Below are 21206 nucleotides of genomic sequence, written 5' to 3'. Positions count from 1 at the left end.
GCTGTCACAATAACAAAAGAAGGTTATATTAAAAACTGCCTAACGGTCCATATATAATTATTTTTGACACACAAAAACAAAATACCGAAAAGTACGTTAACCCGGATATTCTTTAAAAGAAGGAAGGAGAAGTGCTGTTGTAGATTTTCTTCTTGACAAAGGAACTGATGTAGTAATAACTATACCTGAGGCTTTTTGCATTGAAAATTTAACTGAGTTCATCCCTGAAGAAGAGCTCTATAAATAAATTAAGCCCCAATATAGGGCTTAATTTTATTTAATCGGCCTTACTTTTTCCACAACTTTCTCCGCAAGTTTCATATAAGGTAATCCTTCTTCGCCATCACTGAGTGCAGCAGGTGTTCCTATATCGCTCAATTCCCTTACTTTAATTTCTATTGGAATCTTTACGAGTATCTCTGTCCCTAAATCTTCTGCCAACTTTTCTGTTTCCCCTTCGCCAAATATATTATATCTTTGGTGGCAGTTAGGACATTCAAAATAAGACATATTTTCCACAATACCTATAACTTCTAAGTTAACTTTCTTAGCCATATACCCAATTCTGCCAGCCACATGGGAAGCTGATGCTTGAGGAGTTGTGACAAGTATAAATTTTGCCTCAGGCAATTTTTGCATTACAGTAAGAGGCACATCCCCAGTCCCTGGAGGTAAATCCAAAACAAGATAATCTAAATCTCCCCAATATACATCGTTAAAAAATTGATCGAGAACACCTCCTAAAAGTGGACCTCTCCAAATAAGAGGCGTATCTTCGTCAGTAAAATTTCCCATTGAAATCACTTTTATGCCATACTTTTCAAGAGGCAAAATGGTATGCTCATCCAACGCATAAGGTCTTTCACCCACAATGCCTAAAAGCCTTGGCACGCTAAATCCCAACACATCAGCGTCCAAAAGACCTACCTTAAAACCTAATCGAGCAAGGGCTACCGCTAAATTAACAGAGACAGTGGACTTACCCACTCCACCTTTGCCACTGCCTACTACTATCACTCGAGTATTTTCAAACAACGGCTTTTTGCCACCAGACAGTTTTCTAGCTAAATCTTGCCTCTCTTTTTCAGTCATAGCACCTAAATTTACCACCACTTCAGCTACCCCTTCAATAGCGGATACTTTTTCTATTGCATCCTTTTTAATGGTATCTTGAAGGGGGCAACCTTTCACAGTGAGATTTATGTCAACTATGACTTTGCTACCATCTATTTGGACATTTTTAACCATGTTAAGGTCGACTATACTTTTGCCTATCTCAGGGTCATAAACCTCTTTCAATGCGTTTAGTACTTGTTCTTTTGTAACCAATTTTATACCCCCTCTTGGTATTTTTTTGTTGACATTTATATTATAATATATAATCATTATTAATAGAATACCCTTAAAAAAATTTATAAATTCGAATAATATATTGGGGTGGTTGAAGTGGATATAAACGACAGAGTATACGTAGCAAAAAAAGACCCCACCGAAAGAGAAAAATTAATCAAAGAATACACTCCCTTTGTGATAAAGCAATTATCACAAATGACAAATAAATACATAGATGAAAGAAACAGTGACGAATTAAGCATAGGACTCTTAGCTTTTAATGAGGCAATTGACAATTACGACAACACTAAAGGTTCATTTTTAAGTTTTTCCAGCATGTTAATAAAAAGACGCCTTATAGACTTTTTCAGAAAAAATCACACAGAGACCATCCCATTAGAGTTATATATAGAAAGCGGCGAAGATTACGAAAGCGAAAACAGAAAATTGGAAATGTTTTCTTTTGTCAGTTTACTGAGCCTTTACAACATAACTTTAGATGACTTAGTCAAGCAATCCCCCAAACATTCTGACACGCGAAAAACAGCAGTAAAAATTGCCTACACTATATGTGAAAACAGTGAATTATTGGCATTTCTTAAGACGAAGAAAACGCTTCCCGTTAAAGAACTAGTACATATTTTGAATATAAGCCGCAAAACCATAGAAAAGCACAGAAAATACATAATAGCGTTGGTAATAATCCTTTCGGAAGATTTGCCCATACTTAAGCAGTACATAAGTTCGGAAAGTGAGGTGGCAAAAATATGAGAGCTGTAGTAGTCCAAAAAGAAAAAAATAGAACCTATGTCATGACTCAAGATGGCCAGTTTAAATGCTTAAAAAATTTGCAAAATGTGCAGATAGGAGAAACCATTGAATTACAGCCAGATTTTGAAATTTATAAGAATATTGGTAAAATTGTAATAGCAGCTTCTCTTATTTTTGCTCTAATATTTGCCATTATAAATTTTAAACCACCAGAAGTTTACGCTTATGTGTATATAGACATAAACCCAAGCATAGAAGTTTCAATAGATAAAAATGGTAAAATAATAAATGCCGTTCCTCTAAATGAAGATGGCAAAAAAATTTTAGATAAACTCCCTTATAAAGGCCTTGACATTACAACTTTTTTAGCTCAAACAGTGGTAGAATCACAAAAACTTGGTTTTTTAAAAGAAGAAGATACAGTAATAATAACTACTGTTCCTGTAAAAAATTCACAAGTTATAAATGAAGACATACAAAAAGCCGTTAATAACATCAAAAAGACAAATGCCAAAATTCAAATAGAAACTTTGAAATCCAGTAAAGCGCAAAGAGAAGAAGCAAAAAAAGAAAAAACTTCTCCTGGCAGACTCATCTTGTGGGAAAATGCCAAAAGAGAAGGAGTAGAAATACCAAAAGATAAATTAAATAGCTCTGAATTTTTTAAGGAGTTAAAAGAAGCGTACACAAAAATAAAAGATTACTCTAAAAATAAAGAAATAGAAAAAAATAAAGAAAAAACTCTTTCTAAAGTTAAAATTACTCCAGATAAACCTATTAAAATAAAAGAAAAAGAACTTTACAAAGAGGAAACTACACAAAAAATAAAAAATGTAAAAGATAAAGAAGTAAAAAACCAAAATACCCCAGTTAAAAAAGAAGAGAATAATGATAATATATCTAAACTGAAAGATAATGAAAGCGCACCAAACACACAATCACAAAACAGCAATGCTTCTCAAAACAACAATACTTCTGGTCAAAAAGAGGAAAGCAAAGCAAAACCTGTTTCTGATAACAATAAATCTAACAATTCTGATAAAACTACCGTTAAAAATATTGACAAAAATGTAAAAGAAATAGAAAACTATCCCCCAAAAGATAACAAAAATAACGAAGAATATAATGAAAAAATGAAGGAGGTGAAAGATTAAATGCTAAAAAAATCTCGACTTTTTATTTCAGTAGTTGTAATCCTTTCACTGTTGTTCTCTTCGGCAGCTTATGCAAAACCTCAGCCCCAATACTCTTTTGATGACATTCAAAACCTCACATGGGCAGTAAAAGCAATCGAAAAAATGTACGCAAAAGGCTTTATAAAAGGAGTTGGAAATAAAAAATTTGACCCTTCAAAGCCTGTCACTCATTTAGAGGCATTAGTCATGATTTTGCGGGCAATGGGTTATGAAGAAGACGCTAACAAAATAACTGAACTCCCTAAAGAGTATAAAGGTCCTAAACTTAGTTGGGGAAAAAGCTTTATCACGCTGGCATATCAAAAGGGCATATTGACTTACGACGAGTTAAAAAAATTTAACCCAAATGAAAAGGCAAAAAGATATGAAATAGCAAAATATTTAGTTCGCGCTTTAGGTTTTGAAAAACAGGCCCAAGAAAACATAGATAAAGTTTTAAATTATAAAGATTGGGATAAAATTCCGAAAAATGTAAGAGGTTATATGTATGTAGCTGTACAAAAGGGCCTCATTAAAGGAGATGGAAAAAAACTTAAACCAAACGACCCCGTCAAAAGAGTAGAGATGGCTGTCTTACTTGAAAGGCTTGACGAAAGGATACAAAATGACCTCAATGGCCGTGATGTCGTTGCTACTGTTTATGCTATAGATAACAATACCATAACGGTAAAAGTCAATGGTGTACTAAAAACCTTCAATATATTAAAAAATGCACCAGTGTACAATGGGAATGAGTACGTAGGAATAGATTATCTAAAGACCGGTTATCAAATAAGATTAATATTAGATTCCAAAAATAATATAATATTTGTGGAAGTGTTAAATAATAAAAGTGAGGAAGTGATTCCTATAGAACTTAAAAAAGTCACAAATCCTCCTCAAAAAGTGTTATCTGCTGTGGAAGCTATTAAAAATAAGCCTGCTGTTAAATTAGTAGAAGAAAATGGAGTATATTATGTAATCGCAACCCGCGGTATGATGCGAACAGGTGGATATATCATAAATATACAAAAGGCCCAAATAACAAAAACATCGAAAGATACCATACTAGAAGTTGAAGTAAAATATGTAGACCCTTCTCCTGACGCAATTGTGACACCAGCTATCACTTATCCTTATGACATAAAAAGTTTTACTTATGATGGTAAAATTACACAAATAAGTGCTAAAACAGATAAAAATATAAATATCTCTGTGGATATTGATATAAGCTTGGATATTAAATAAAATCCCTCATCGGAGGGATTTTATTTTTGAAAACAATTACTTTAGCCTCAATTTAGAAAACGTCCTCACTGTAATACCTCACACCAATGATGAAGAAAGTTTGAAAAAATTAGAGGAGGACTTAAAAGAATTTGCAGTGTAAAAGGTATAAAAATAAAAGCGTATAAACTACGCTTTTATTTTTATACCAAAGGTGGGGGAGTAGGCTCTATTGGAACAGCTATTTGCCCCGTTTTTGCGTCTATGTGCAAAATCCAGTACCCTTCATCCCTTGAACCTCTTAAGTTCTCTTTAACAGGTTTCCATACTACAAATCCAGTCATCCCGCCAAAAGGTTGATCTGCAAGAGTAAAAAATCCTGGCATTCCATAGACAATGTACTTTAATGAACCATCTTCACCATTCACAAAGCCGACAAGATAATGGTCAAAAGCTCCCTCTTTATAACCTGTTTTAATTTTCCACCATCTATAGCCTTCCAAATTTTTTTCAAAAGGCTGCACTTCTTCAAGAAAGTTTACTATATTATTGACATACTCCTTTAGATATTTTATATATCCCTCTTCTTCCTCGATTTTAAAATGGCTACTTGAAGTTTTTTCTTCATGTTGTAAACTGGAATCAGTTTCAGTTTGAGTAACATCATCGTTTTTTTCTTCTCCTGGGATATTTTCTTCAGCAACTTCATTTTCAAAAACCTCATTTTCCTTATTTTCATCGGTTGAGGGTAATTCACTTTCAACTTCTTCGTCTTTAACATCTCTATCATCTCTTTCACTCTTTTCCTCTAATTTATCCTCTTGCATTGAATTTGATAAATATTTTTTATAAGCTGACTTCCAGTTCAAACTCCTTTTATCAATAACGCTCGCTAATGGTATTAAAGTTTTATCTCCATAATTTGCCTCAACAAAAGCTACAGAAAACTCCCCCAACTTGATTCCTGTATCTTTTACATCCTCCACGTTAAATGTCCATTCTGCTCCTCCCCTCCCTTTATCGTCCACCTTTACAGCGCCAAAATCTACTACAGCAATCTCATCATCATATTTTAACAATTTAACATTATATGAAAACTCCGGATTGAGATTTTGTAAAGCAGCAGTCAACCTCCCTCTGTTTCCACGGACTTCTACTTTTAGATAGCCTGTTACTTCCTTATCTTTATATAAAGAGCATCCTTTCTCCTCTGGGTTAAACATAATATAAGACCTTTTATATATGCTTAGCGGCATTTATTTATCCCCCTTATTCAAATTATAACTTTTGCAATATATATTATGAATAAAGGGGAATTAATATTACTTAATTGTTAAATCATATATATTATTCGCAAGAAGTGCAAACTCTTCTACAGTCAAAGTCTCTCCCCGCCGCTTAAAAGATAAGCCTGATAAATCAAAGGCTCTTTCAATGATTTCCTTGTCAATGTTTAAAGTTTTCAAAGCATTTGATAAAACTTTTCGCCTCTGTCCAAAAGCAGCTTTTACCACATCAGAAAATAATTTTTCGTCTTTTACCTGAGCAACAGGCTTATCAAGTATTTCAAATTTTATCAGAGAAGACTGCACTTTAGGTGGAGGAATAAAAACAGAAGGAGGAAGATTAAAAAGTATTTTAGGTTTCGCCTTAAAATTTATAAAAACAGTAAGTATCCCATATTCTTTTGTGCCGGGGCTTGCACAAATTCTCTGTGCTACTTCTTTTTGTACTAAAACAGTTATATCTTTTATAAATTTGCAATCAAGAAGTAGCATTATTATGGGAGATGTAATATAATAGGGAAGATTGGCAACTACTTTGAAATTTTCCCCTTCAAAGTATTCATGGGCTAATTTTTCTAAATCCACCTTCATTATATCTTCATTTATAACCACGACATTATCGTAAATTCTTAGCTTCTCCTTCAACACTTCATAAAGCTCTTTGTCAATTTCAAATGTAACCACTTTTTTTACTCTTTTAGCTAGCTCTTCTGTCAAAGTGCCAAGCCCTGCTCCTATTTCCAATACAAAATCTTCTGAAGTCACACCTGAAGCATTTACAATTTTTGATAAAATGTTTTTGTCCAATATAAAGTTTTGACCCAATCTCTTCTTTACATTAACACCTTTTACTTTCATATTTCACCTCAAAAAACAAGACAGGGTAACCCTGTCTATTTTAAAATATAAACTTTAACATATCTTCTTCCCCATTTTTGGACTTCTTCATGGGTTGGAAAATAAACGTCAATTATATTGCCCTTTATAGCGCCTCCAGTATCTGCAGCAATTCCGAATCCATATCCTTCCACATACATCCTCGTACCAAATGGTATAACTCTAGGGTCTACAGCTATTACTCCCCGTGTAGCTTTGATACCTGTAGCCGTTATTCCATAATCTGGGTCGGAGGGTTTCTTACCTGTACTGTCTTCGCTGCTATCGTAAGCCGTTGCAATCATCATTCTCACTTCTCTGTATCTAAAAGTCTCTCCTCTTGATGTAGTGAGAATTCCTAATGTTCCAACCTGTACCATTTTGTTTATGGGGTTTTTTATTATCTTTTCTTCTATGACGTTTCTTGCCACTTCTTTACCATTTTCATATGTAATTTTCATCACAACTTGTTTTTTCCCCATCTCCCCTTGTTGAACTACTTTCACTTGTCCTCTTTCCATGTTGTCATTCTTCACTGTTTCTGTTTGATATGGTATATCAACTTCTTGTGTGATAATTTTTTCTGTAACTTTTGTAACATCGATGTACATGTACTTAAATACTGATGTGTCCAATGCCATATTTACTTTGTCTTTTGGGCCTAAAGTTATCCCATTTTGGGTAAGCACATCTTTTATGTTTGATGCAGCAGTGTAAATTTCTTTAGTTTTTCCATCAACGCAAAGAGTAACGGGCACCGCTCTTTTAATAGTAACTTTCATGCCATTTTTCAAAACAGCATCTAACGAAGGTGATACTACATCTTCTTTTCTCAGCTTAATGTTTTTCTCTTCTAACAAATCTTTAACTGTATATTTTAGCGTTGTAACAACTATTTTTCTATTGTCATCCTGTATGGTTACTTCCTTCTTTAAGCTTGCGTATGCTCCAAGACTCACAACTAAGAGGAATACTGCAGCCAACGTTAGAAGAGCAACTGGTTTTTTAACCATTTCACCAAGTCGCTTTCTAAACTTGTCTGTATTCATCCCAAAACCTCCTGTTAAAAATTTAATTAGGGGAGTCTTTTAGTAATTTTAAGTCAATTAAATAAATTTGTCAAATTTTTATGCAGCAATTTTCATATATGGAAAAACAACTTAATGATATTATATACAAAATTTGCTCATTTAATACATCCCCTAAAAGCAGGAGGTTGTTTTTTTAAAATTTTTATTTGATAGGGATGTTAAAAAGTTTTATGGTATTTTCAGCAGTGATCCTGCAAACATCCTCATAAGACATCTCTCTTAATTCTGCTATTTTTTCTGCTACAAATTTCACATACACCGGTGTATTCCTTTTCCCTCTATAAGGCTCAGGAGTAAGATAGGGGCTATCTGTCTCAATTAAAAGTTTTTCGATGGGAACAGCTTTTGCTACTTCTTTTGGCTTTTTTGCATTTTTAAATGTCACAGGTCCCCCTAAAGAAATGTAAAAATTCATTTCAATTACTTGAAAAGCCATTTCAATACTTCCTGAATAGCTGTGAAAAACCCCTCTTAAATCTTTCGTCCACTCCTTTTTTAGTATATCTAATATATCTCCATGAGCATCTCTGTCGTGTATTATTATTGGAAGATTAAGCTTTTTTGCAAGCTTTATTTGCTTTATAAAAATCTCTTTTTGAAACTCTTTGGGAGGGTCGTCGTAATAATAATCTAACCCTATTTCTCCTATTGCTACAACCTTTTCCTGTAAAGCTAATCTCTCTATTTCTTCCACTTTGTCAAATTCCCTTTGTGCATCATGGGGATGAATTCCAACAGAAGCATATATAAAGTCATAGTTATGAGTTAGCTCAATAGACTGTTTAGAAGTTAAGAGGTTAGACCCCACATTTATTAAAAATGTGAGGTCTTTTTTACATTCTTCAATAACTTTTTCTCTATCTCTATCGTATTTCTCATCTTCAAGATGAGCGTGAGAATCTACCAACAATTTTATCACTCCTTAGCTTATCTTTGCCCCACTTTCTATATCCCTGTCCACTGTAAGAAGGGACATTTTTCCTTCGGTAGATGCTGCTAAAAGCATTCCTTGAGACTCAATACCCTTTAGTTTCTTTGGCTCCAGATTATATACAATAATTATTTTCTTTCCTATAAGCTCTTCAGGAGTGTAATAACGAGCAATTCCTCCTACAATTTGCCTTGTCTCCTCTCCCACTTTAAGCTTCATCTTTATAAGCTTGTCAGAGCCTTCCACTTTTTCGGCTTCCAAAATCTCTGCAACCCTAAGCTGAATTTTTGCAAAATCCTCAATAGTGATATAATCTATCTTTTTCTCTTCCTCCTCTGCTTTTTCTTCTATAGCACTCAGTTCCTTATTTACATCTATTCTCGGGAAAATAATTTCTCCTCTTTTTACTTTTGTACCTTCTTTTAACAAACCAAACTTTAAGCTCTCCCAAGTCGTCAAATCTTTTTCTATTCCTAATTGTTCAAACATTTTTTGCGGGGTATTTGGCATAAAAGGAGATATAAGTATTGCAATAAATCTCAAAGCTTCCGCTAAATTATACAAAACAGTACCCAATCTTTCCTTTTTGCTTTCATCTTTCGCTAAAATCCAAGGCATTGTTTCATCAATGTACTTATTAGCTCGTCTTACTAATTTCCATATTTCAATTAAAGCGTTGGAAAACTGAAGTTTATCCATGTACTCTTCAACAGTTTTAGGTAGATTCTGTGCAGTATTTATAAGGTCATCATCTACTTCTTCTTTTTGTGAAGGCTTTGGCAGAATGCCCTCAAAGTATTTTTCAATCATTGTAACAGTCCTACTCAGCAAGTTTCCAAGGTCATTAGCAAGGTCTGAATTTATTCTGTTTATCAAAGCTTCATTAGAAAACACTCCATCCGCCCCAAAAGGAACTTCTCTCAAAAGAAAATATCTTACAGCATCCACGCCATATTTCCTAACCAGCTCTTTAGGGTCTACTACATTGCCTTTAGATTTTGACATCTTGCCTCCTTCCAGTATAAGCCAACCGTGTCCAAACACTTTTTTAGGAAGGGGCAAGTCAAGAGCCATAAGCATTGCTGGCCATATTATTGTGTGAAACCTCATTATCTCTTTTCCAACCAAATGAACATCTGCTGGCCAGTATTTTTTAAAGTCGTCGTCATGGTCTGTAGAATATCCTAAAGCAGTTATGTAATTTGACAAAGCATCTATCCAAACATAAATCACATGTCTTGGGTCAAAAGGTACCTTTATACCCCAGTCAAACGAACTCCTTGAGACAAACAAATCCTCCAAACCTGATTTTATAAAGTTTATCATCTCATTGCGCCTTGACTCCGGCTGTATAAAATCAGGATGTTCATCATAATATTGTAACAGCCTATCCCCATATTTAGACAATTTAAAAAAATACCCTTCTTCTTTTACCCTTTCTACTGGTCTACCACAGTCTGGGCATTTCCCATCTACAAGCTGGCTTTCTGTCCAGAAAGATTCACAAGGAGTACAGTACCATCCCTCATATTCGCTTTTGTATATATCTCCTTTTTCATACAATTTCGTGAATATTTTTTGTACTATTTCCTCATGATATTTATCGGTTGTGCGAATAAATTGGTCATTACTTATATCCATTGTCTTCCATAAATCTTTTATCCATTCAACTATCCCGTCTACATATTCTTTAGGAGACATCCCTTTTTCTCTTGCTATTCTTTGAATTTTTTGCCCATGTTCATCAGTACCGGTCAAAAACTTGACATCATATCCGGTAAGCCTTTTAAACCTTGCCATCGCATCTGCAGCAACTGTAGTATATGAATGACCAATATGTAATTTATCACTGGGATAATAGATAGGTGTCGTAATGTAAAAAGTCTTTTTCATATCCATCCTCCTCTTTTTTTGTAAATAAAAAACTCGCCTCCACATAAGGGGCGAGATTTTCGCGGTACCACCCTTCTTCACATGCGCCTCACGACGCATGCCTCACAGAGTGCTAACACACTCCTACCCTGTAACGGGAGTTCCCGGTAAAACCTACTAGCCTTCGGCAGTACGGCTCCGGAGCCATCTTCAAAAGCCCAAACTTTATCGGTTCGCACCTCGCCCGACTCTCTGTGAAAGTTCAAGCTTTTTACTCTTTCCTTCATCGCCTTTTACTATATCTATTTATTCTTTAATATACCGTTTATAAAAAGTATTGTCAACTACCTTTTCTCTTATACTTTATTTATTTTCATTCTTTCTTTTACAAACTCTACAGCATCTTCTTTATCTTGAATTTCTCCATAAAATCTATTTTTTCTTATCTCATATAAAATCTGTCCTAATTTTTTCCCATCTTTTACATCAAAATTTATTATTATATCCAGCGGCGAAAGTAATGGTTTTTCTGTTTCTTTAAATTCTACATATCTTTTTAAAAGCTTGGTAATATAATCTGTAAACTTTGGTATCTCTTCCTCTTTACCTAAATTAAGCCTTGTAGCAGTAAAATCAGCCTGAGATAAAAGTAGAATCGCTATTGAATCATCCTTAAGTTCGGAAAAAAATCTAAAAAGAGATTTATTCGTTGGTCCGCCATTTACATAGTACATTAAAGGCTTCATGTGATAAAGGACAAGCTTCTTTAGCAAAGAAGACTCTTTTTTGGGCATTTTCATCCTTGATGCTATCTTTTTTACGATTTCTGCTCCTTTTGTCTCGTGGTTGTAAAAATGTACTCTATTTTCAGTATCAATGTATATGGATTCTGGTTTGCCTATATCGTGAAAAAGAGCTCCAAGTTTTATTATGTCCTTTACTTTGTTGTCAGAAGAAAGCTTTCTATCTAAATACTCCGAAACTATATCATATACGTCTTTGGGAAATCTCATAGAATTTATGATATTTTCGTATTCTTCTACGGTTTTTAGTGAATGTATCCAAGCATTCGTAAGGTGATAATAGCACTTTCCTACTTCTTTCATTTTAGCAACTTCTTCAAATATATTTTCCATAAGTTTTAAATCTTCCATCATTCTTAAATATTTGTGAGAATTCTTTTCTTTTAATATTATAAAAATTTCATTCATTATTCTCTCTGGCGCTACTTGTTTTATTAAGGCCGCTTCTTCTCTTATTTTAGCCTTTGTACCCTCATCAATATCAAATTTGTAAGTCGCAGCAAATCTTACGGCCCTCAAAGCTCTTAAAGGGTCTTCTTTAAAGGTCATCACACCAACATGCTTTATTTCCCTGTTTTTTATGTCCATCATGCCACCAAAAGGGTCAATAATATATTCAAATTCAAAATAATCCGTCAGTTTTATAGCCATAGCATTCATTGTAAAGTCTCTATGAGCTAAATCTATGTATATGTCTTCTCCTCTTAAATTAGTAAAATCCAATATTTCATCTCCTACAACAACCCTATATGTGCCTTTTTCCTCCATAAAAGGCACAAAAGTACCCCCTAATTTTTCTGCCGCTAATTTGGCGATTTTCTCTGCATCTTCCTGAACTACAAAATCATAATCTTTAGCTTCTCTATTTAAAATCCTGTCCCTTATGTATCCCCCAACAATATACAAATTATATGCTTCTTTTCCTAATTTTCTTATTAATTTTGGTATTGTTGCCACAAAAAATCATTCCTTTCCTTTTAAAAGGCAAAAACAACATTACAATATATAGTATAACAAAAGTGAAAAAGTGTACAAGTATTAAAAAAATAATCTGCTATAAAATACACAAGAAAGTATTGCGATAATATCTGCAAAAATTCCAGAGATAACAGAATGTCTCATCTTTTTTATTCCCACTGCCCCATAGTAAACAGCAAGAACATAAAAAGTGGTCTCAGTAGATCCATACATAGCAGAAGCCATTTTTCCGATTAGAGAATCAGCACCATGAGTTTTTATAATCTCAGTCGCAATCCCCAAAGCACCGCTTCCCGAAAGAGGCCTTATTAAAGCAAGAGGCACAAGCTCCTGTGGCATGCCTATTTTATTTGTAAAAGGCATTAAAAATTCCCCCAATAAGTCAAGGGCGCCTGACGCTCTTAATACACCTATTGCCACAAGCATTGCTACAAGAGCTGGAAAAATTTTTATAACTACAGAAATTCCTTCTTTTGCCCCATCGACGAACACTTCATACACTTTGACATTTTTTATGATTCCATAAAAAGGAATAAGAAGAACAAGTATAGGAATAATCCATTCAGATATAATTTTCATCATTATTTTCACTCCTTAAATATAGGCATTTTTTCAAGGTATTTATTCAAAATAAGGCCAGCTACAAGTGCAGTGCTAGTTGAAAGTACGCTGACAATCACAAAATCCGCAGGATTTTTAGCTCCCAAAGAAGCCCTTATTCCAATCATTACTGCAGGTATAAGCTGTATTGAAGCTGTATTTATCACTAAAAAACGGCCCATTGCATTTGAAGCACTGTCTTTTTTATTAAGCTCTTGAAGGTATTCCATAGCCTTAATCCCAAAAGGTGTTGCTGCATTACCTAATCCCAACATATTAGCTGATATATTCATTATCATCGCTGAAATAGCTGGGTGGTCTTTTGGCACATCAGGAAAAAGCCTTATAATTGTAGGTTTTAGCAATTTTGCGATAATATCTGTAAGGCCTGACTTATCTGCAATTTTCATTATTCCAAGCCATAAAGACATTACACCAACTAACCCTATCGAAATAGCAACAGCAGTCTGTGCTGAATCAATTATAGCTTTGGATACTTCTGCCATTCTGCCATTTATTATTCCTACTAAAACTCCTATCGCTATCATAAAAAACCATATGTAATTTATCATGGTATAGCCCTCCCAAATTACCAAAAAAACTTCGTTTATGCTTTTCTTCTTATGTAATAAAATTTATGTTATTAACCTTAAAAAATTCCAAAAAAGGTGTTGACTTATTTTTCAAAACTTGGTATTATTATAAGTGAAGTTTAGTTGTCGAATTTTGTAACTCAGGAGGGGAGAAAAATGTTGAAATCCACAGGTATTGTAAGAAAAGTAGACGAATTGGGAAGGGTAGTAATACCAATCGAGCTCAGGAGGACACTTAACATAGCAGAGAGAGATGCTCTTGAAATCTATGTTGATGGGGAACAAATAGTCCTCAAAAAGTATGAGCCTGCTTGCATTTTCTGCGGCAACGCTGAGAATGTAATAAACTACAAAGGCAAAAATATATGTAAAAATTGCCTTGAAGAGTTAAAGAAATCTGTAGACTAATAGCAGGATAAATAATAGGAGGGTGTGTCCTCCTATTATTTATCCTCTTCTTTTTTTCTTTCCGGTTCTACATGGATTATCACATGGGAATCAGGGAATTTATCAGTTATTTGTTTTGAAACCTTATGGGACAATTCATGGGCATCTACTATGTTGTAATTTCTGTCCACTCTCAAATGAACGTCTATTTCTCTTCGAGGCCCCGATTTTCTCGTTCTCAATTTGTGAAAACTTGTAATTTCAGAATTTGATTTTATTATATTCTCTATTTCTTTAACTTCCTCTTCTGGAAGACTAGTGTCTGTCAAATCTTTTAAAGCTTCCTTTGTCAACTCAATTGATGCTTTTATAATAAGCAATGCAACAAAAATAGCTATGATTGGATCCAAAATATCCAATTTAGTGACTTTTATGGCAACAAGTCCTAGTGTAACTCCCAAAGACGTAAATACATCAGTTAAAAGGTGCATTGCATCTGCTTTTAAGGCAATAGAATTTTCTTCTTTAGATACTTTAAACAAAAAATATGATACTACTCCATTTACAAAAGATGCAAAAATCATGACAATAATGCCCATTCCTAAATTTTCTACATAAGTACCAGTAATTATTCTTCGCACTGCCTCATATATGATAAGTATAGCTGCAAAAAAAATTAAAATAGCTTCCACAAAGCCAGAAACGTTCTCATATTTGCTGTGTCCAAAAGGGTGGTCCTCATCTGCGGGTTTTACTGCTACTCGTATGGAGAAAAAGGCAATTAGACTAGCAATTAAATCAATTGAAGAATGTATGGCTTCAGAAATTACCCCTACTGAATGCATTAGTATTCCCGCCAACAATTTTATAGCTATCAATACACTGTTAGAAACCACAGATAGCAAAGCTGCGTTTTGTTTATTCATAACATCCTCCATATTCTCAATTGAAATTTCACTGTTGATATATATTATAGTTTATTGGTGAAAAATATGCAAATATTTTTAATTTGGGATATTGAAAATCAAATTCAATTGATAATAACTATTATTTCCAACTTCTTTACTTTTTTCCTATAGTAAGTTTATACACTTGACTTTTGGGTATTCCCAATTCCTTAGCAACTTTTTTAATAACCTCTTTTTTATCCATTCCCTCTGCAAGGTATTTTTGAATTAATATCTCTGGTTTTTCTTCAACTTGTTGTTTTTGTGCTCCTTCAATAATTAGTACAATTTCACCTTTTATTTCATCCCCCAGTTTCGTTAAAACCTCATCTATTGTCCCTTTTATAAATTCTTCATGAATTTTAGTAAGTTCTCTTGCTATGACAATCTTTCTTTCAGCTACATAAGATTTCAATTCGTGGAGAGTTTCTTTTAAACGATGAGGTGCCTCATAAAGTATGACAGTTCTCTCTTCTTTTGAAATACGGTTTAGCCTTTCTTCTCTTTCTTTATTTTTTGTCGGCAAAAAACCTTCAAAAACAAAGGAAGAAGTATTTAATCCTGAAGCAACTAAAGCAGTAATTGCAGCAGTTGGACCAGGCAATGACACAACTTTTATGTCTTCTTCTATGCAAAGTTTCACAAGGTCTTCCCCAGGGTCTGAGATTGCAGGTGTACCTGCATCTGTAACTAAGGCAATTGACTTCCCTTTTTTTAATTCCTCTATAAGTTTTACCCCTTTTGTCCTTTTGTTATGTTCATGGTAACTGGTAAGAGGTTTTTTTATGTCAAAATGATTTAAAAGTTTAAGAGTTTGCCTCGTATCTTCGGCAGCTATAATATCAACTTCTTTTAAAGTTTTTAAAACTCTTAAAGTTATATCTTCTAAATTACCAATAGGAGTGGGACATAAATATAATACCCCATAATTTTCCATCTTTATTCCTCCTCTAATTGCATTTTAGAGTATATTTCTATAATTTCTTTTGTATACTCCCCACTTTTTTCATACACATAAAGGGGAGCCAATATGTTTAAACCTGGCTGAGAACCTTTTTTTGATTCTATTAGCAAAAGATTGGGTTTACTATCTACATAAGGATGCACAAATCTCAATTTTTTAGGTTCTAAATTGTATTTTCTCAAAAAATACAAAATGTCAACTAATCTTTCTGTTCTATGAATCATAAAAAATTTTCCTCCAAATTTTAAAAGTTTCGAAGCAGCCTTTATAAATTCCTCAAGTCCTCCATATATTTCGTATCTCGCGATATTTTCTGACTTTTGTTTTTTATCAAATCCCGTTTTTACTGGCATATAGGGAGGATTTGAAGTCACTATATCAAATTTTTCATATCCTAATATCTTTTCTAATCCTCTTACATCGCCTTTTATTATTTTTATTCTTTCTTCCATTTTATTAATAACTACACTTCTTGTAGCCATATCCGCCATATCTTCTTGTATCTCAACACCGTAAATAAAGGTATCTTGAGTTTTAGCAGCAATTAAAATAGGTATTATGCCAGACCCACATCCTAAATCTACAATTTTATCTCCTTTTTTAGCAGTAACAAAATTAGCAAGCAATACCGCATCCATTCCGAATTTAAATTTATCCTTGTGTTGAATTATAACTAAATCTTTCAAGTTTAATTCATCTAATCTTTCCCCATCTCTTAACATTTTATCACCTCTATAATATTCTTGATTTATTTTATCACAATTGCCAAAAGTTTTTATTAACTTTTTAAATACGTATTGAAAATTGAAGTAGTGCACAGTATACTATATAAAGAATTTAAACATTAGGAGGATGAAAAGTTGACAAAAGTAGTTACTGCTCCCCGCGTAAATTCAGAAATAAATAAATTAAAAACAACGATTTTGCACAGGCCAGGGAAAGAATTGGAAAGATTGACCCCTCAAAATTTATCCGAGCTTCTTTTCGACGATATCCCTTGGGTTAGAAGGATCCAAGAAGAACACGACAACTTTGCAAAAGTATTGCAGCAAAATGAAGTCCAAGTACTGTATTTACAAAATCTCTTAGAAGAAATATTAAAAGAAGAAGATGTAAAAGAAAAATTTATTGAGGAATTACTTCAAGTAAATGGAGTTACCTCTCCAAAAATCAATAACTATTTAAAAGAATTCCTTAAAGAAAAATCTTCAAACGAGGTTGCCGAAATAGCAATTGCAGGTTTGGCTCTAAATGAAATAAAGATAAAAAAATCTATGATGGGTTTAGCAGAATACATATACCAAGATAATTATTTTTATATAAAGCCCTTACCAAACCTTTATTTTACAAGAGACCCCGGAGCAATGATAGATGGCGGCTTAATGATAAGTTCTATGAAAACAGCAGCGCGAAAACCAGAAACTCTAATATTAAAATACATTTATAAATATCATGAAATTTTTAGAAAAAATAATATTCCTTGGTGGTATGATGATAGCTATCCTCATTCCATAGAGGGCGGAGATGTGCTGGTATTAAGCGAAAAAGTAATTGCAGTAGGATGTAGTGAAAGAACAACTCCTCAGGCAATAGAACAATTAGCCCATAATTTATTTGAAAAAGGTTCCTCTGTCGAAAGAATATTGGTAGTGCAAATCCCTATAAACCGTTCTTATATGCATTTAGATACAGTTTTCACCATGGTTGACACAAACAGATTTGTTTTTTATCCAGGAATAAAAAACGAGTTGAGAGTATTTAGCATCATAAAAGAGGAAAAAGGTTTCTCTATACATCAGGAAAAAGATTTGCAAACAGCATTAAAAAATGCGCTAAATCTCTACACAATAGATATAATACCAACTGGCGGGTTAAATGCAATAACTTCTGCAAGAGAGCAATGGAATGACAGTACAAACACTTTAGCTATCGCTCCGGGAGTTATTGTAACCTATTCTAGAAATGAAATATCTAATAAAATAATGGAAAAAGAAGGAATAAAGGTAATCCCTATTGAAGGGTCGGAACTTTCAAGAGGAAGAGGCGGCCCTCGTTGTATGACTATGCCCCTTTTAAGAGAATAAATTAAATCACAGTCCCCTTTTTATGCACAAATTTAAAGCATAAAAAAGGGGATTTTTTAATTTGCATTGAAAAGTTATTAACAAATTAACAGATTTAACCTTTCTGTTGTTAATAAATTTTTAATAATTTAATGGTATAATGTTTGGGTGTCAATTTACTAATTGAAAAGGAAGGATAATCTATGAAAAAGTTTTTTGCAATTTTTTTATGTCTTGTGTTTATTTTCTTTGCAGTTTCCCCTTCAATTTCTTTTGCATCTCCAACAAAGAATAAAATAGCAGTGCTCTTTATTTTAGATAGGACAAGTATTAATGACCTTGCTAAATACAATCTTCCAAATATAAAAAAGTTATTAGACATAGGTTCCTTAGCACTTATGAATACAAGAGCAGCCGGAAGTTATTCAGAACCTTCTTCTTATCTCACCATAGGAACAGGTACCCGAGCTTCGGCTGGTGAAATGGGTAGCTTATGTTTTAACAATGATGAAGTTTATGGCTATACTTCTGCAGAAAAATTATATCACCTTTACACTGGGAAACTTCCACAAGAAGGTAATATAGTTAACTTAGGAATACAAGATTTAATAAATCAAGCTTCTACTTTAAATTATACTGTTACGCCGGGATTGTTAGGTGAACTTTTAAAAAGAAATGAAATTAACGTGTACGTATTAGGGAACTCTGACATAAAGACTCCCTCAGGAATATCCTATAAAAGATATGCCCCTTTAATTGGCATGGACAAAAACGGGATATCTGAGGGAGATATTAGCGAAGATTTATTAGTAAAAGATGATAATAGTCCTTACATGGTAAAAGCCGATTATGAAAAACTTTACAATAAATTTGTAGAATACAGTAAAAATGGTGGCCTCATTATTATAGACCCTGGAGATATTTTAAGGGCAGATGTATTTTCTAAATATACTTCCCCTTCCTTGGCTCAGCGTTACAGAGAAAAGGCATTATATGAATCTGATAAACTTATAGGTAAAATATTATCTGATTTGGATTTGTCTAAAGATTTATTTATTGTCGTGACTCCTTATCCTTCTAATCAAGATATACAAAATAACAATTTAATTACCCCTGTAATAATAGCAGGTCCTTCTTATTCACAAGGCTTTGCGACTTCTAATACTACAAAGCGCCAAGGAATTATTACAAATTTAGACATAGCACCAACAATATTATCATACTTTAACATAGAACCCCCTGTAGAAATGTTGGGACATCCAATTGAAAGCATCAAATACCAAAACGCCCTTGGTTATCTTATCAACGCAGATAAAATGATAGTTTCTGTCCACAATGCTAAACCATTGGTATTGAAAAGTTACGTTTTGTTTTTAGTCATTGTGCTAATACTTTATATAGGCCTATTGTTCTTGAAAAAAGAATATTTAAAGTATTTGACACCTATAATTTTAGGAATAATGACTGTTCCTCTGACATTTTTAATTCTGCCTTTATTAGGCCCCTTATCTCTTTACTTAAACATTGTGGCTGTTGTTGTTTTAACTGGATTAATTGACGGGTTAATCATGTATTTTGTAAAAAATGATTTAGATAGACTAATGGTAATAAGTTTGGTAACCACAATCACAATAATAATAGATTTGTTACTTAATTCTCCTTTGATGAAAAACTCTATATTAGGATATGACGTCATAAGCGGAGCTAGGTTCTATGGAATAGGAAATGAATACATGGGAGTCTTGATAGGTTCTTCAATTATGGGAACTATGGCATTAATTGAAAAATATAAAACCAAGAGCGTAAAAATTTTAGGCTTTATCCTTTTTACTGTTGCATTTTGGTTAATGGTTCTACCACAATTTGGAGCAAAAGTCGGTGGATTTATAACTGGTTTTATGGCTTTTGGTTCCACAATTTTGATGCTCTTTGGAGTAAAAATAAATAAAAAAACTTTTTTAATAATGTTTATCTCTATGGTAATATTACTATTTTTGATGTTTATAGCTTCAATGTTTTTTGGAACTACTACCCATATGGCCCAAACAGCTATTATTGTAAAAAGTGAAGGTATAAATTCTTTGTTCCAAATTTTTACAAGAAAGCTTCAAATGGAGCTTAACCTTATAAGATACACTATATGGTCATGGGTACTTATAATATCTATTTTAGTACTATTTATACTATCTTATAGACCAACGGGAGTACTTAAAAACATCTTCAAAAATTATAAATACGTGTATTACGGATTTTTTGGCAGTATCGTAGGTATGCTTTTTGCTCTTGCCTTCAACGATGCTGGCATTGTAGCAGCAGCCACTACCTGTATATACGCAATACCTCCTATTTTACTACTCCTTCAAAGGAAGGTATAATAAATAATCACTGTAGCCTTTATATTTGGCTCCTTTTAAATGGTATGTTATAATTGTTATTGTAGCAATTGACCCAACAAAAACAAGGAGATGATAATGTGGTTTTAACCTCTCTAGAAATTCTCGCCTTTTCTTTTATAGCAGGAATTTTTGGAGCCCTTTTAGGATTAGGAGGAGGAATAATTGTAATTCCAGCTCTTACTTTGTTATTAGGTGTAGATATCAAATACGCTATAGGTGCAAGTATAGTTTCAGTCATCGCAACTTCCAGTGGGGCAGCAGTTGCATATGTGAGAGACAAAATTACAAATTTGAGAATAGGGATGTTTTTGGAAATCGCTACAACTACAGGAGCTATAACAGGAGCTTACATTGCAGGATTGATAAGCCCAAAATATCTTTATATAATTTTTGGCATTGTGCTTTTGTATTCGGCTTTGGCTATGCTTAGAAAAAGGCATGAAGAATTGCCTCAAAATGTCGTATCTCACCCTTTAGCTAAAAAATTGAAATTAGAAGGGTCTTATTTTGATAAAGTCTTAAATAAAGAAGTAAAATACAACGTAGCAGGAGTCTACAGTGGATTTGGGACAATGTACGTTGCTGGTGTGATATCAGGGCTTCTAGGAATAGGAAGTGGTATTTTTAAAGTTATGGCGATGGATTTGTTGATGAAACTTCCTATGAAGGTCTCTACTGCTACAAGCAATTTCATGATTGGCGTTACAGCTGCTGCCAGTGCAGGAGTATACTTGATGAGAGGTTACATAGACCCTGAAATTGCAGGTCCGGTAGCTTTAGGAGTTTTATTAGGTGCCACTTTGGGCACAAGGATAATGCAAAAAATGAGAAATACAACCATAAGAAAAATATTTATACCAGTGCTTGCTTATATTTCAATACAGATGCTCATAAAAGGTCTGGGGGTATAAAAC

General features: G+C 33.5%; 20 protein-coding genes, 1 pseudogene and 1 other annotated feature. Of the genes and pseudogenes, 8 read left to right on the top strand and 13 right to left on the bottom strand.

From position 1 onward, the window contains the following. Nucleotides 1-96: 96 nt before the first annotated feature. Nucleotides 97-222, bottom strand: a complete 126-nt coding sequence (locus TKV_RS13740) for a hypothetical protein (RefSeq protein ID WP_268870083.1) — start codon at nt 220-222, stop codon at nt 97-99. A 51-nt stretch (nt 223-273) separates the two neighbouring features. Then, nucleotides 274-1386 carry an Mrp/NBP35 family ATP-binding protein gene (locus TKV_RS00600; protein WP_173402314.1) on the bottom strand — a complete coding sequence of 371 codons (1113 nt, stop codon included), beginning with the start codon at nt 1384-1386 and terminating at the stop codon, nt 274-276. A gap of 60 nt (nt 1387-1446) precedes the next feature. Between TKV_RS00600 and sigI the strand changes: the two genes are divergently transcribed. The 4 genes and pseudogenes from sigI to TKV_RS13885 form a co-directional block, all read left to right on the top strand. After that, nucleotides 1447-2103 (top strand): RNA polymerase sigma factor SigI, encoded by a 657-nt coding sequence (sigI, locus tag TKV_RS00595; protein WP_049684323.1) that lies wholly within the window; start codon nt 1447-1449, stop codon nt 2101-2103. Further along, nucleotides 2100-3257: an anti-sigma factor domain-containing protein gene (locus tag TKV_RS00590; RefSeq protein WP_049684322.1), complete on the top strand. Its 1158-nt coding sequence runs from the start codon at nt 2100-2102 to the stop codon at nt 3255-3257. Before sigI ends, TKV_RS00590 begins: the two co-directional genes overlap by 4 nt. Next, nucleotides 3258-4526: an S-layer homology domain-containing protein gene (locus tag TKV_RS00585; protein WP_049684321.1), complete on the top strand. Its 1269-nt coding sequence runs from the start codon at nt 3258-3260 to the stop codon at nt 4524-4526. A gap of 40 nt (nt 4527-4566) precedes the next feature. Then, nucleotides 4567-4668, top strand: a pseudogene (locus TKV_RS13885) (HPr family phosphocarrier protein); the annotation flags it as partial. A gap of 40 nt (nt 4669-4708) precedes the next feature. Here the strand turns inward: TKV_RS13885 and TKV_RS00580 are convergent. The 8 genes from TKV_RS00580 to TKV_RS00545 all read right to left on the bottom strand — a co-directional run bounded on the left by TKV_RS00580 (nt 4709) and on the right by TKV_RS00545 (nt 13514). Beyond that, nucleotides 4709-5761 (bottom strand): hypothetical protein, encoded by a 1053-nt coding sequence (locus TKV_RS00580; protein ID WP_049684320.1) that lies wholly within the window; start codon nt 5759-5761, stop codon nt 4709-4711. A 66-nt stretch (nt 5762-5827) separates the two neighbouring features. After that, nucleotides 5828-6649, bottom strand: a complete 822-nt coding sequence (rsmA, locus tag TKV_RS00575; protein ID WP_049684319.1) for a 16S rRNA (adenine(1518)-N(6)/adenine(1519)-N(6))-dimethyltransferase RsmA — start codon at nt 6647-6649, stop codon at nt 5828-5830. A gap of 35 nt (nt 6650-6684) precedes the next feature. Continuing rightward, the gene (locus TKV_RS00570; protein ID WP_049684318.1) at nt 6685-7716 is read right to left on the bottom strand and encodes a ubiquitin-like domain-containing protein; all 1032 of its coding nucleotides are present in this window, start codon (nt 7714-7716) and stop codon (nt 6685-6687) included. A 184-nt stretch (nt 7717-7900) separates the two neighbouring features. Continuing rightward, complete coding sequence (locus TKV_RS00565) at nt 7901-8668, bottom strand: TatD family hydrolase (RefSeq protein WP_049684317.1); 768 nt, start codon at nt 8666-8668, stop codon at nt 7901-7903. A gap of 12 nt (nt 8669-8680) precedes the next feature. Further along, nucleotides 8681-10627 carry a methionine--tRNA ligase gene (metG, locus tag TKV_RS00560; protein WP_074592786.1) on the bottom strand — a complete coding sequence of 649 codons (1947 nt, stop codon included), beginning with the start codon at nt 10625-10627 and terminating at the stop codon, nt 8681-8683. Then, nucleotides 10626-10857: a binding site (T-box leader), on the bottom strand. Its footprint overlaps the gene before it by 2 nt. Nucleotides 10858-10917: 60 nt before the next feature. Beyond that, a complete protein-coding gene (locus tag TKV_RS00555; protein ID WP_049684316.1) occupies nt 10918-12321 on the bottom strand; it encodes a CCA tRNA nucleotidyltransferase in 1404 nt (467 codons plus the stop codon). Nucleotides 12322-12402: 81 nt separating this feature from the next. After that, nucleotides 12403-12924 carry a spore maturation protein gene (locus TKV_RS00550; RefSeq protein ID WP_004402241.1) on the bottom strand — a complete coding sequence of 174 codons (522 nt, stop codon included), beginning with the start codon at nt 12922-12924 and terminating at the stop codon, nt 12403-12405. A gap of 5 nt (nt 12925-12929) precedes the next feature. After that, complete coding sequence (locus tag TKV_RS00545) at nt 12930-13514, bottom strand: nucleoside recognition domain-containing protein (RefSeq protein ID WP_004402243.1); 585 nt, start codon at nt 13512-13514, stop codon at nt 12930-12932. Between the two features lie 177 nt (nt 13515-13691). Between TKV_RS00545 and TKV_RS00540 the strand changes: the two genes are divergently transcribed. Beyond that, on the top strand, nt 13692-13943 hold the full coding sequence (locus tag TKV_RS00540; protein WP_003867347.1) for an AbrB/MazE/SpoVT family DNA-binding domain-containing protein: 252 nt from the start codon (nt 13692-13694) through the stop codon (nt 13941-13943). Between the two features lie 35 nt (nt 13944-13978). Here the strand turns inward: TKV_RS00540 and TKV_RS00535 are convergent, their stop codons facing one another. From TKV_RS00535 to TKV_RS00525, 3 genes are all read right to left on the bottom strand, one after another. Then, nucleotides 13979-14848: a cation diffusion facilitator family transporter gene (locus TKV_RS00535; RefSeq protein ID WP_019907181.1), complete on the bottom strand. Its 870-nt coding sequence runs from the start codon at nt 14846-14848 to the stop codon at nt 13979-13981. Between the two features lie 136 nt (nt 14849-14984). Then, nucleotides 14985-15806 (bottom strand): 16S rRNA (cytidine(1402)-2'-O)-methyltransferase, encoded by an 822-nt coding sequence (rsmI, locus tag TKV_RS00530; protein WP_049684315.1) that lies wholly within the window; start codon nt 15804-15806, stop codon nt 14985-14987. 2 nt (nt 15807-15808) lie between these two features. Further along, nucleotides 15809-16555 (bottom strand): tRNA1(Val) (adenine(37)-N6)-methyltransferase, encoded by a 747-nt coding sequence (locus TKV_RS00525; RefSeq protein ID WP_019907180.1) that lies wholly within the window; start codon nt 16553-16555, stop codon nt 15809-15811. A gap of 138 nt (nt 16556-16693) precedes the next feature. Here TKV_RS00525 and arcA point away from each other — a divergent pair, with 138 nt between their 5' ends. The 3 genes from arcA to TKV_RS00510 all read left to right on the top strand — a co-directional run bounded on the left by arcA (nt 16694) and on the right by TKV_RS00510 (nt 21203). Then, nucleotides 16694-17917, top strand: coding sequence for an arginine deiminase (gene arcA, locus TKV_RS00520; protein ID WP_003868916.1), 1224 nt, complete (start codon nt 16694-16696; stop codon nt 17915-17917). A 182-nt stretch (nt 17918-18099) separates the two neighbouring features. Continuing rightward, nucleotides 18100-20271: an alkaline phosphatase family protein gene (locus TKV_RS00515; protein WP_049684314.1), complete on the top strand. Its 2172-nt coding sequence runs from the start codon at nt 18100-18102 to the stop codon at nt 20269-20271. Between the two features lie 98 nt (nt 20272-20369). After that, the gene (locus TKV_RS00510; protein ID WP_049684313.1) at nt 20370-21203 is read left to right on the top strand and encodes a sulfite exporter TauE/SafE family protein; all 834 of its coding nucleotides are present in this window, start codon (nt 20370-20372) and stop codon (nt 21201-21203) included. Nucleotides 21204-21206 lie beyond the last annotated feature (3 nt).

Origin of the sequence: Thermoanaerobacter kivui, assembly GCF_000763575.1 — a bacterium.
GTDB lineage: Bacteria > Bacillota > Thermoanaerobacteria > Thermoanaerobacterales > Thermoanaerobacteraceae > Thermoanaerobacter > Thermoanaerobacter kivui.
Note: the sequence above shows the minus strand (reverse complement) of the source record. Positions and strands in the feature narration are given on the sequence as shown.

Coding starts and splice junctions, on each gene's coding strand:
- TKV_RS13740 (WP_268870083.1), bottom strand. CDS start 222: ATGAACTCAGTTAAATTTTCAATGCAAAAAGCCTCAGGTATAGTTATT.
- TKV_RS00600 (WP_173402314.1), bottom strand. CDS start 1,386: ATGATTATATATTATAATATAAATGTCAACAAAAAAATACCAAGAGGG.
- TKV_RS00590 (WP_049684322.1), top strand. CDS start 2,100: ATGAGAGCTGTAGTAGTCCAAAAAGAAAAAAATAGAACCTATGTCATG.
- TKV_RS00585 (WP_049684321.1), top strand. CDS start 3,258: ATGCTAAAAAAATCTCGACTTTTTATTTCAGTAGTTGTAATCCTTTCA.
- TKV_RS00580 (WP_049684320.1), bottom strand. CDS start 5,761: ATGCCGCTAAGCATATATAAAAGGTCTTATATTATGTTTAACCCAGAG.
- rsmA (WP_049684319.1), bottom strand. CDS start 6,649: ATGAAAGTAAAAGGTGTTAATGTAAAGAAGAGATTGGGTCAAAACTTT.
- TKV_RS00570 (WP_049684318.1), bottom strand. CDS start 7,716: ATGAATACAGACAAGTTTAGAAAGCGACTTGGTGAAATGGTTAAAAAA.
- metG (WP_074592786.1), bottom strand. CDS start 10,627: ATGTGGAGGCGAGTTTTTTATTTACAAAAAAAGAGGAGGATGGATATG.
- TKV_RS00550 (WP_004402241.1), bottom strand. CDS start 12,924: ATGATGAAAATTATATCTGAATGGATTATTCCTATACTTGTTCTTCTT.
- TKV_RS00545 (WP_004402243.1), bottom strand. CDS start 13,514: ATGATAAATTACATATGGTTTTTTATGATAGCGATAGGAGTTTTAGTA.
- TKV_RS00540 (WP_003867347.1), top strand. CDS start 13,692: ATGTTGAAATCCACAGGTATTGTAAGAAAAGTAGACGAATTGGGAAGG.
- TKV_RS00535 (WP_019907181.1), bottom strand. CDS start 14,848: ATGAATAAACAAAACGCAGCTTTGCTATCTGTGGTTTCTAACAGTGTA.
- rsmI (WP_049684315.1), bottom strand. CDS start 15,806: ATGGAAAATTATGGGGTATTATATTTATGTCCCACTCCTATTGGTAAT.
- TKV_RS00525 (WP_019907180.1), bottom strand. CDS start 16,555: ATGTTAAGAGATGGGGAAAGATTAGATGAATTAAACTTGAAAGATTTA.
- TKV_RS00515 (WP_049684314.1), top strand. CDS start 18,100: ATGAAAAAGTTTTTTGCAATTTTTTTATGTCTTGTGTTTATTTTCTTT.